Here is an 11,612-nt window from a genome sequence, read left to right as displayed (position 1 = left end):
CGGAAGATTGCGTTATAATGGAGATCGGGTCCTTTTAGAGGGCTTGGTGTACAATTGTACTGAAGACAAGCGAGTCCAAGGAGGAATAAGCAGTGGATAACTTCAATCAATTATTAGAAAAATACGCTGAGCTGGTAGTAAAGGTAGGCGTTAATATTCAGCCGGGACAGCTGCTGATCGTACAAGCCCCGATAGAAACGGTAGACTTGACGCGTCAGATCGTCGGCAAGGCCTATGAGGCTGGAGCTAAGCTTGTCCAGGTGGAGTGGATCGACGAGATGATCTCGCGAATTAGATATGAAAAGGCGTCAGAGGGCTCCTTCAGCTTCTACCCGAAGTGGGAAGCCGACAAAATGGAGCAGTTTGCGGAAGCGGGTGGCGCTCTGCTGCATATTAAAGTGCCTGACCCGGAGCTGCTTCATGGAGTTGATAGCTGGCGAGTATCTACCGCGGTGAAAGCAGCGGCCATTGCCCGTGAGAAATTCAGCCAATATACACGCAACAATATCATCAGCTGGTCGCTGATCAAAGCCCCAACCCGCGCTTGGGCCGACAAGGTATTTGCCGATCTTCCGGAAGAACAACGAATCGAGGCGATGTGGAAGGCGGTCTTTGCCATAAATCGGGTTGGTGACGGTGATCCGGTTCTGGCTTGGCAGGAACATATCAAGCAGCTCAAAGAACGTCAGGAGTTCATGAACAACAAGCGCTACCGCAGCTTGCATTACCGGGCACCGGGTACCGATCTGCGCGTTGAGCTGCCGGAAGGCTATAAGTGGCTTGGCGGAGGGGACGTAAATGCTTCCGGCACTTATTTTGTCGCTAATATGCCGACCGAGGAGATCTATACCATGCCGCATCGTACAGGCGTAAATGGGAAGGTTCGCAGTACGCTTCCGCTCAATTTGAACGGCCAGCTGATCGAAGGAATCGAGCTGACATTTGAGAACGGAAAAGTGACCCGCTTCGATGCCAAATCCGGCCGTGAGCATCTGGCCAAACTGCTGGAGACCGACGAAGGCGCCACCCATCTTGGCGAAGTCGCGCTCGTTCCGCATGATTCCCCGATCTCGCGAATGAACCGGGTGTTCTATAACACCGGAGTCGATGAGAATGCATCCTGTCATTTTGCTCTGGGCAGTGCCTATCCGGTCAATATTGAGGGGGGAACCAAACTGAGCAAGGAACAGCTGCTGGAACGAGGGGCTAACGTGAGCCTGACCCATGTAGATTTCATGGTTGGCTGCGCTGAGCTGGACATTGACGGCGAGCTTCCTGACGGCACGCTTGAACCGGTATTCCGCAAAGGAAATTGGGCCTAAGCCGTAAGCCATGCCGTAGGTTAGACCCGGGGAATGGAGCCACATCTCTGTAACATAGGAATATAGAATCGTTCACTATAGGGACTGTCTCTAAAAAGGTATAACACGAAGATGCAAAACTGCTTAATCCCACCGCTCAAGCGGTCAAAAGTGACCATTAGAGCAAAAAACAAACTAACTACTTTGCCTGGCTAACGGACACTTTTGTCCGGGGCGCCGGGCAACAGCAAGTGAGGCATGTCAAATAAGGGTCGTCATAAAAATCGATTCCCGACTTTTATGACGGCCCCTTTTACATTAAAAAACCTGCGCCTTAACCTGATTAACAACCTCATCGATGGAGACAAACTCACGGTGTCCATTCTTGCGAACAGCTAACTCGACTTCCCCCTGCTCAGCGTTCTTGCCTACAGTAATCCGCAGCGGAATGCCAATCAGGTCTGAGTCCTTAAATTTAACGCCTGCACTTTCATTCCTGTCGTCATACAACACTTCAATCCTATGCTGCACCAGCTCCGCATAAAGTTTGTCCGCAGTTTGAACCTGCTGTTCATTCTTGCTGGAGATTAGAATCAGATGGACTTGGAATGGAGCAACAGGCATAGGCCAGATCATTCCCCGATCATCATGGCCTTGTTCAGCGATCGCGGAGAGCAGCCGCGATATTCCAATACCGTAGCAGCCCATAATCATCGGTTGCTTTTGGCCGGAGCTGTTCAAATAATGAGCTTGCAGCTTCTCGCTGTATTTCGTGCCGAGCTTAAAAATATGCCCCAGCTCTATCCCGCGCGAAAATTGCAGCCGCCCCTGCTGGCAATTCAGGCAACGATCCCCCTCTGTTACGCTGCGGAAGTCGCCAACCTGCTCCAGCTTGAAATCCCGTCCGGGACGCACATGAATTTCGTGAACACCGGCTTCATTCCCCCCTGCTATCCCTTCCCCCATACTGGCCACCTCCTGATCCACCAGCACAGGGATTTGGAGTCCGCAAGGGCCAATGGAACCGGCAGGCGCCAGCCCAAGCTCCTGTAAGGCACCCGGATCGACAATTTCGAGACTCACGCTGTTTAAATACTTCATCACCTTAAGTTCATTGACCTGGTGATCACCTCGGACGACTACAGCGACCCTTTGTTGATCCGCCTTATAAACAAGCGTCTTGATAATTTGCTGAGCTTTTACCTGCAGGCCGGCGGCGAGTTCGTCAATGGTGCGGATGCCTGGAGTAAGGATTTTCTCGCGCGGTGGCACTTCGGCCGAAGTCACGACGGGGGCAGCTCCGTCTCGGCCAACAGCAGCTTCTAAATTTGCTGCGTAATCACAGCAAGTACAGGATGCAATCGTATCCTCGCCGATATCGGCCAAGGCCATAAATTCATGGGTCTCCCCTTCTCCGCCAATCGCTCCCGCATCTGCCTCCACAGCTCTGCAATTCAGCTCCATACGCTCAAAGATGCGCTCATAGGCCCCATACATTTTCCGATAGGAACGATCTAATCCCTCCCAATCTGTGTCAAAAGAATAGGCATCCTTCATCACAAATTCCCGTCCGCGCAGCAATCCGAATCTTGGACGACGCTCATCTCTGAATTTGGTCTGAATCTGGTACAGCGTAACCGGCAGTTTGCGATAGGAGTTCATCTCATCCCGCACCAAAGCCGTAATAACTTCCTCATGCGTGGGTCCGAGAACGAACTCCCGTTCATTGCGGTCAGATAGACGCATCAACTCGGGACCATATACATCATATCGTCCTGACTCCTTCCAGAGATCGGCAGGCTGGAGCGCCGGCATCAGTATTTCCTGGACTCCGATCAGCTCCATCTCCTCACGAATCATCCCCTCTATCTTGCGCAATACTCGTCGGCCCAGCGGCAGATAGGTGTAGATCCCTGCGGCCAGTTGCCGAATAAATCCGCCTCTCAGCAGCCATTCATGACTCGCCGTCTCCGCTTCCGCAGGCGATTCTCGTAACGTGTTCAGCAGCAAAGTGCTCTGTCGCATTGTAACAACCTCCTTGTTATAAAAAACAAAAAGACACATTCGTTAGGGACGAATGTGTCGTGTTACCACCCTATTTCAACAATGATGCTAAGCGGTCGTTCAAAAAGCCTGCTTACCTGTCATTGTCCTCTTCTTCGGATAACGGCCGAACCCCGGTAACGGTTATCCCGTTACAGCTCGCAAGTCGGGAAGCGCTCCTTCGTCGGAAGAATCCTCTCAGCCTGCGGGATTCTCTCTCTGCACCGCGAACTACGGAACACTTGTCTTGGTCATTGCTTTTTTGAAACTTTATCATGTGCAGGTGGGATAGTCAACACTATAGCAGCTCAGCTACTCGTGCAGCGGTCGCTTCGCCGTTGGCGATGCAATCCGGGATCCCTACGCCGTAATATGAGCAGCCCGCCAGGAACAGGCCGGGATACTGCTGGGCAACTTTACGCTCCAGCGATTGGACGACCTCATGATGCCGCAAGTGATAGTTGGGCATAGCATCCGTCCACCGCGTAATTGCATAGGTTGTTGGCGGCGGCAGCTGACCGATGCTCTGCTGCAGATCGCACATCGCTTCCTGCAGCATTTCCTCCTCAGATAAGCCTTGCAACCGTTCATAGTGCGGGCCTGAGCTTTTATAGAACAAGCGAACCAGCAGCTGATGATTTGTCGATGTGTGGCTCCATTTCCGACTGGTCCAGGTAGATGCCTGGCATTTCAGGCCGCTGCTGTCGGCAACGATGAAGCCCGTTCCGTTCTCCGGAAGCAATTCATCGCTTACGTCAAAGCCCATATATACACTGATCAGGGAACTGCCGATCAATTCAGCGAAGTCTTCGTTCAGATTTTCATTGGCAAGCATCGATTGAGCTGCTTGATGCGGTACACTCAGAACCACGCTATCCGACACCAAGCTGCGTCCGTCCTGCAAATCCAGCGTGTATAACTTACCGTCTTGTATTACACGGCTGACTTTGCAGCCTTTTATCCACTCGATCTCTGACAGGGCCTGCTCCATCCGCTCAATAATCGCTGAGGTGCCGCCTGCAAAGGATAGAAACTTCTTCTCCCCTTGCGATTTGAAGGTCTGGCGATTCTCCGCAAGTCCCTTCATAATACTGCCGTGTTGATTTTTGTAATCCAACAGGTAAGGCAGCGTGGAAGCAATCGTTAATTCATTCAGCTTGCCGGAGTAGACCCCTGATAATACCGGAGCAATTTGCTTCTCGACGATCTCTTTGCCAAGAAAAGCTTCCAGGAACAGTCCGATCGAATCATTCTTCGTGAACGTCTCATTCGTCGTGTAGAAATCTTTGAGCGCCTCCACCTTGCCCTCTGCCGAGATCAGTCCGCTCTCAGCCAGAGCCTGGAGACTGAGCGGGATGCCGAAGACCGCGTCCTCGGGTATTAACTTCAGCTTACCGTCCGCATGCAGATAGGATTTACCCGTAGCGTTATAGACGACTTCTTCCCGCAATCCCAGCTCATCGATCAGCGGATCTACATTCCGCTTGCGGGCGACGAGCGAGTCGGCCCCAACCTCCATAATAAAGCCGTCCCGCTTCACTGTATGGATCTTCCCGCCCAACCGTTCATCCGCTTCAATCAGTACAATCTCCGCAGCAAGCTTCCGTTCCCGGATGATTTTGTGCAAATAATAAGCCGTGGACAATCCTGTAATTCCTCCACCAATTACCGCAACCTTCTTCAATCTATTCCACCTCGATCAAGGGTTATGTTCACTCTCCCCATCATAACCTACTTGTCTCAAAGCGGACAATATTCCTACTATAAAGTTCCATTAATATACACATGAATGGCATCGCGCAGGAATTGGGCCAGCCCGGTCTGATGCTTGTCATAATAGTCACGGAATCGCTCGTCCTCGACATACATTTGGGCCAGGCCGGCATGGGCCTCTTTGTTGTAGGTGTCCCAGTAAAAGGTCAGCCACTCTTTGTGCAGCTCGGCAGCGCGCTGAGCCTTCTCCCCTGCCGGATCCCCTGTCTTGTATGCCTCCAGCAAAGCCGCGATCACTTCATCGGCAAGCGCCGTCACTCGCTCATATTGTTCAGCAGTCATATTTCGCAGCTTACCGTTTGCTTTATCGATCGTATCAGCCCCGTACTTTTCCCGTATTTCGGTCCCATATTGCCGCTCATTCTCAGCGATTAGCTGTTCTTTGAATCCGGTAAATTTCTCTTGATCCGACATTGTTATTCTCCCTTCCGCTTCGGATATCGTATGATCTACATTCGCAATCAGCAGGTCTAGCTGCCGTTTGCGGTCAAGGAGCTGTCTGCGATGCTGCTTCAGCGCTGCAATCCGGTCAAAGGACGGGTCCGCAATCACCTGTTTGATATGATCCAACGGTAATCCGAGCTCGCGAAAAAATAAAATTTGCTGCAGCAGGTTAACCTCGGCTGGCCCGTAAATCCGATACCCCGATGAGTTGATTCTTGCCGGCTTAAGAAGGTCAATCTCATCATAATAGCGCAATGTCCTCGTACTGATTCCGGCAAGCTGACCCAGCTTCTGAATGGTGTATTCCATCTGTATCCCTCCTGACAAGTTCAATCTACACCTTTACGCAACGTGAAGGTCAACATCTATTTTGTAATTCCCATAATAAAAGTTCTATATGTGCACATGCCAACAGGCAGACGGTCAGCATAGAGGGCTTGTGGTCAATAGAGGAACGATTGGCACGGTTTAAACGAATTTATAAGAGCATTTGCTTCCAAGGGAAGCGCACCTTAACCTCTTTGGCTCGCTCCTCGCATAACTTCATAATATCGGCACTTATCGTCTCCGGAATATGTGGGAGATGCTTCTCATATAACATGAGGCTGGCCAGCAGCTGATGCTGATTCTTGAGGTATAAGCTTAGCTTAATGCTGCGCAGCAATTGCAGCGCCCCCTGGGTATGCTCTCCTTCGTTCAGCCAATATACCGCACATTGGTAATACATTCTACTATACCGATCGCGATCTCTAATCTGATTCTCACCGCTTAGCGAGAACGCCGGGTAAGAATCAGCGAATCGATATAGCAAATCCTTCAAGTCGGGATCGAAGGAAAATTTATATTTATTAGCCGCCATTAACGAGGCGGTTAAGCCTTCTACTCTTAATAGCGGATACTCATTCATCAAGTCCACGAGCTGCGGAAGCCGTTCCAAATGGCCGTTCTTAACCTCTAGTCCCAATAGCCTCCCCTGGGCCAACAAAGAAAAGCGCTCCGCTTCCAGTTTGTCTTCTGGCAAAGCATCATGAATTTGCGGTAAAACGAAGCAGCGTTCGAGATATTCCCTAGCTTCGGCGTATGCTCCTTCGAACTCGTACCCTTCAGACATCATCAACAGAGCATGTCCATAGTAGTTCGCCAAGGAGCGTCTAAAAGGCAGCCTGCGCCGGAACCGATGCCCGTTCAGCTTCCTCTGCAATGACTCCGCCCGCGTTAGCATTTCGGCGATATATTGCCGAGCTTCGTCCCAGCGATCAAGCACCGCATAGCTTCGTGCAAGCAGGTAGAGCCCTTCCAGGACATACTCATCGCGCAGGCGATGACGAAATGGAATGAACCGCAGCATTTCCTCCGAATTGCCGGACTGTGTCTCGCTAGTCATGTAAAAGATCCGGAAATAGCTCATGACGACCTCATCCGTCACTATTCTATCATCATCACTCATGCTTATTATTTTCTCATATAATTCGGTTGCAGGTTGCCACATGCCGTTGGCAAACAGCGACTCCGCCTTCTCGAATAACTCTTGATACGGCATGGCCCGTTCCTCTCCTGAAGAGATTCCGCGATCAGTTACCATGGGATGTCTCCTTCGAATGGCTAACATAAATATAATGAATTGGGAGAATATAAATATATAAAGATCAATTACCTTTATATTACTATTTTTAACCCATAAGTTCAATTGAACCTCATATGCATGTTATAGATCAACTTAGGTTGCTACAATCCTTGTAGGTGATGAACATGAGCTTCGATTATTCCCTGATTGGCAGACGCATTAAACAAGCCCGGGAAGAACAAGGAATTACACAGGAAATGCTGGCTGAGAAGCTGGATGTCTCCAACGCATACATAAGCAAAATTGAGCGTGGTAAAACACCGATTAATCTGGACAGGCTATCTCAATTATGCGTAGTGCTTGAAGAATCTCCAGAGTATATTCTGAGCGGTACCAATAAGCTATCCAATGACTATTTGCGTAATGAAATTATAGAAATGCTGGAAGATTGTCCACCGGAGAAGATAAAGTTAATCATGCAGGTCATTAAACCGATTGTTGAATTCAAATCCCCAAAAGGCTGACACCCGCCGTGGTGCCGGCCTTGCTTTATTTTATAGAGGAACTTGTTTATCATTAATGTGATAGATCGTGTAAGAGGATGATGTAAAGCGATGCGACATTTATTAACTCAGACTGCGATACATATGTTCTGCGGCAAGGCGGCTTATGAGGCAGGTCAGACTTATTATGAGGCAGGCAAGGTTTCCTATACGCTCCGGAATACGGAGCAACAAACCTATGCGGCCATTGTATCGGGAACGGATGAGTATGAGGTGAATTTAGCGATCCATTCGGACGGTGCGCTGACCGCGGATTGTAGTTGCCCAGCTTTTGCTGCAAGCGGCAATTATTGTCCGCATATCGCTGCTGTGATGATTGGCGCCTATAAAATACAGAACGATACTGGACGATCGTCTGGCCGACGCGATTTGGCTGCGGATCAGATGGGCGCTAATCGGGCTGCCCCATTAAGACGAGATACACGACGACAAACACCGCATCGCAGCACGGCCCAGGATACGCGGCTGATGCGCGATATTACGGGACTGTTCGGCAAAAGCAAGACCCGACTGACACGGACCGGGTCCTACTTCGATGCCAGAGAGCCCCTTGATACTGAATTTATATTAAAGTTGGATTCGTACGGATATGAGAAGCAGATCTTCTCGATGGAAATGAAGCTGGGAACGAAACGTCTATATATTGTAAAAAATATTAAGCAGCTTCTGGAGCAAATTGATCTTGGCGGCAAATATGCTTTTACGCCTAATTTCACCTATGATTCACAGCTCCACAGCTTCCCTGCTGAGGCTTCCGCGATTGTACAGAAGCTGATAGAGATCCAGCGGAACGAGCATTTAATACATGAGATGGCTGATCATAATCATCTTCGTTCCGGGTATCCCGAGGAGCGCGGTCTGGTCATACCTCCTTTCGCCTGGAACGAGCTGCTCGTACTGCTCCGCTCCTGCCCTTCCGTCAAGCTCGAGGCGAATGGCATATTATACAAAGGATTTTTCGAATCAAGCAGGCCCCTGCCGATCCAATACGCGATCAGGCATTCTGATGAGGATGATTCCTGTTCTTTTGAGGTCGAAGGTCTGGATGAGATCACGATTCTCGATTCCTATAATATGGCGCTAATCTATAACGAGCTGATTACTCTTGATCCGCAGCAATGCTCACAGCTCCATGAGCTTAAGAAGCTGCTGCGGGTCTATCGCAAGGCCAGGGTCGGCGTTAGCGCCGAGCAGATGTCCCTGTTTATCGAGAAAGCTCTGCCGGGATTGATGAAGCTGGGTGAAGTGAAGATTGATGATTCCATCACAGATCGGATTATACGTAAGCCGCTGCAGGCCAGATTGTATCTGGACCGTTTGAAGAACCGGCTGCTGGCGGGGGTGGAATTCCAATACGGGGACGTAGTTATTAACCCGCTTGAAGATAAGGATCTGCAGCGCGGCAGCGACCTCATCCTCATTCGTGACGAAGACCAGGAGCGGCGAATCCTTGAGCTGATGGATGAGAGTTCTTTCGTACGAACGGAGAGTGGCTTCTTCCTGGATGATGAGAATGCGGAGTTTGATTTTCTCTACTATATGGTGCCGAGGCTGGAGCAGTTCGTTGATATCTTTGCCACAACGGCTGTTAAGTTGAGGATCGAGCGTCCAGCGATCCCGCCGAGAATCTCCGCGATTTGGGATGAGCGTACAGATTGGCTTGAATTCAAATTCGAATTGAATGGCATTTCCGACAATGAAATCCGCGAGCTAATCGAGGCGATCGAGGTCAAACGTAAATACTACAAGCTGCCAAGTGGTTCCCTCATGCCGTTGTCAGACGAGAAGTTCAAGCACATGACTCAGTTCGTTCAGGATTCAGGAAAATTCCAGTTCAACGAAAATGGTGATGGATTCCGGGTGCCGCTAGCCAGTTCATTCCATCTTCTGGATGAACAGCGTTATACGGAGCTATTAAAACCGGAGAAGTCACTGCGCCGTCTTCTGTCGAATTTGAAGAATCCCGACAATTTGGAGTTCGCGCTGCCCCCGAGTCTTGCTCCGGTACTCCGCGATTACCAGGTCTTTGGATATCAGTGGCTGAAGACGCTCGCCACCTATCGCTCTGGCGGTATTCTGGCCGACGATATGGGGCTGGGCAAGACGCTGCAAAGCATCACCTTCCTGGTCTCAGTGCTGCCGGAAATCCGCGAGCAGAAGCTGCCGGCGATTATTGTGGCCCCCGCTTCTCTCGTCTACAACTGGCGGAATGAACTGCGCAAATTTGCACCGGAAATACGGAGCATGATCATTGATGGAGGTAAGAGCGAACGAATTCGTCAGCTGCAGGAGCAGGATGGATTCGATATTATCATTACCTCTTATCCACTGCTGCGCAGAGATATTGAACAATATTCCGAACAGCCTTACCATACCTTGATTCTGGATGAAGCGCAGAACTTCAAGAATCATACGACACAGACGGCGCATGCCGTCAAAGCGCTGCAAGCGAAGCATAAATTTGCATTAACCGGAACACCTATCGAAAATTCGCTTGAGGAGCTTTGGTCGATCTTCGATGCCGTCTTCCCCGCCCTGTTCCGGGATCGACAGACCTTTAATGATCTGTCGCGGGAGAGCATCGCCAATCGGATCAAGCCATTCCTGCTGCGCCGCTTGAAGACAGACGTTCTAAGCGAGCTGCCGGATAAGATTGAATCGGTGCAAGCTTCAGAGCTGTTGCCAGAACAGAAGAAGCTGTATGCGGCTTATCTCGCTCAGCTTCAGCAGGAGACGCTGAAGCATCTTAACGAAGACAGCTTCCAGCAGAATAAGATTCGCATTTTGGCCGGGCTTACCCGGCTGCGTCAATTATGCTGTCATCCTTCCTTATTTATTGAGGAATATGAAGGCAGGTCGGCCAAGTTTGATCAGCTCTTCGAGATTGTTGACGAATGCCTTAGCTCCGGGAAGCGAATGCTAATCTTCTCGCAATTTACGCAAATGCTGGGGCTTATCGGACGAGAACTTGGATATGGCGGTATTCCTTATTTCTATCTGGATGGGCAAACTCCTGCTTCCGAACGGATTGATCTCTGCGACAGATTTAATGAAGGAGAGAAAGACATCTTCCTGATCTCTCTGAAAGCGGGCGGTACGGGGCTTAACCTCACCGGAGCGGATACTGTCATTCTGTATGACTTATGGTGGAATCCGGCTGTTGAGCAGCAAGCTGCGGACCGGGCCCATCGTATCGGGCAGACCAAAGTCGTGCAAATTATTCGTCTCTTGACCGAGGGAACCGTTGAGGAGAAAATGTATGAACTGCAACAGAAGAAAAAGGATTTGATCGACGAGATCATCCAGCCTGGACAACAATCCATATCCAGCATGTCTGAGCAGGAGATCCGTGAGATATTGATGATATGATGCTAATTTAGCAAGAGCAAGCCTGGTTGAGTATGTATCCGGGCCTGCTCTTTTTTGTGCAGAGAATATATAAGTTTACATAACTATTATTACGTTAATTAAATGTTTACACCGATTGAATCACTCTTATCCGCTATCCGCCAAAATGATTTTACCGTTCGTTAGTTCATTCATGATTACTTCAATTCGGCGGGTAGACTTCAAATTCATACAGCGAATAACCATAAGGAGTTCCCCGCTCGGTTCCATACATCTTTACATATCTGGCCGACACATTGTTCAGAGGAATATCCTGTACTCCCCCGCTGCCATTCGTCTCGGTATATACGTCCGTCCAATTCGAACCGTCGTTGGAGACTTGAATTTTAAATTTGACCGCATAAGCCTCTTCCCAATGCAGTTTTACACTACCCAGCGCTTTTACAGCACCTAGGTCAACGTAGATCCACTGCGGGTCGCTGCCTTCGCTGCTGGCCCATCTGGATTGCAAATTGCCATCCACGGCCCGCTCCGCTTCAAAGCTGATGCCTTCAATGGAGCTGGCTGCGGCTGCTG

General features: G+C 49.9%; 8 protein-coding genes. 3 read left to right on the top strand and 5 right to left on the bottom strand.

Annotation, left to right across the window (positions count from 1 at the left end; all coding sequences use genetic code 11):
• The first annotated feature begins 92 nt into the window (after positions 1 to 92).
• The gene (locus BN1360_RS17350) at positions 93 to 1,322 is read left to right on the top strand and encodes an aminopeptidase (RefSeq protein ID WP_068781112.1); all 1,230 of its coding nucleotides are present in this window, start codon (positions 93 to 95) and stop codon (positions 1,320 to 1,322) included.
• A gap of 297 nt (positions 1,323 to 1,619) precedes the next feature.
• Here BN1360_RS17350 and BN1360_RS17345 read toward each other — a convergent pair whose 3' ends face one another.
• From BN1360_RS17345 to BN1360_RS17330, 4 genes are all read right to left on the bottom strand, one after another.
• Positions 1,620 to 3,326: a proline--tRNA ligase gene (locus tag BN1360_RS17345; protein ID WP_068781111.1), complete on the bottom strand. Its 1,707-nt coding sequence runs from the start codon at positions 3,324 to 3,326 to the stop codon at positions 1,620 to 1,622.
• 316 nt (positions 3,327 to 3,642) lie between these two features.
• A complete protein-coding gene (gene hemG / locus BN1360_RS17340) occupies positions 3,643 to 5,028 on the bottom strand; it encodes a protoporphyrinogen oxidase (RefSeq protein WP_068781110.1) in 1,386 nt (461 codons plus the stop codon).
• A 77-nt stretch (positions 5,029 to 5,105) separates the two neighbouring features.
• Positions 5,106 to 5,870, bottom strand: a complete 765-nt coding sequence (locus BN1360_RS17335; protein ID WP_068781109.1) for a MerR family transcriptional regulator — start codon at positions 5,868 to 5,870, stop codon at positions 5,106 to 5,108.
• Between the two features lie 169 nt (positions 5,871 to 6,039).
• Positions 6,040 to 7,143: a hypothetical protein gene (locus tag BN1360_RS17330; RefSeq protein ID WP_068781108.1), complete on the bottom strand. Its 1,104-nt coding sequence runs from the start codon at positions 7,141 to 7,143 to the stop codon at positions 6,040 to 6,042.
• A gap of 167 nt (positions 7,144 to 7,310) precedes the next feature.
• Between BN1360_RS17330 and BN1360_RS17325 the strand changes: the two genes are divergently transcribed.
• Both BN1360_RS17325 and BN1360_RS17320 read left to right on the top strand, forming a co-directional pair.
• A complete protein-coding gene (locus BN1360_RS17325; protein ID WP_068781107.1) occupies positions 7,311 to 7,649 on the top strand; it encodes a helix-turn-helix domain-containing protein in 339 nt (112 codons plus the stop codon).
• A gap of 90 nt (positions 7,650 to 7,739) precedes the next feature.
• Positions 7,740 to 11,057, top strand: coding sequence for a DEAD/DEAH box helicase (locus tag BN1360_RS17320; RefSeq protein ID WP_068781106.1), 3,318 nt, complete (start codon positions 7,740 to 7,742; stop codon positions 11,055 to 11,057).
• A gap of 181 nt (positions 11,058 to 11,238) precedes the next feature.
• Here the strand turns inward: BN1360_RS17320 and BN1360_RS26005 are convergent, their stop codons facing one another.
• Entirely contained in the window at positions 11,239 to 11,592 is a 354-nt protein-coding gene (locus BN1360_RS26005; protein ID WP_267490900.1) for a discoidin domain-containing protein, read from the bottom strand.
• Positions 11,593 to 11,612 lie beyond the last annotated feature (20 nt).

This window comes from Paenibacillus sp. GM2 (assembly GCF_900069005.2).
Lineage (GTDB): Bacteria > Bacillota > Bacilli > Paenibacillales > Paenibacillaceae > Fontibacillus.
Note: the sequence above shows the minus strand (reverse complement) of the source record. Positions and strands in the feature narration are given on the sequence as shown.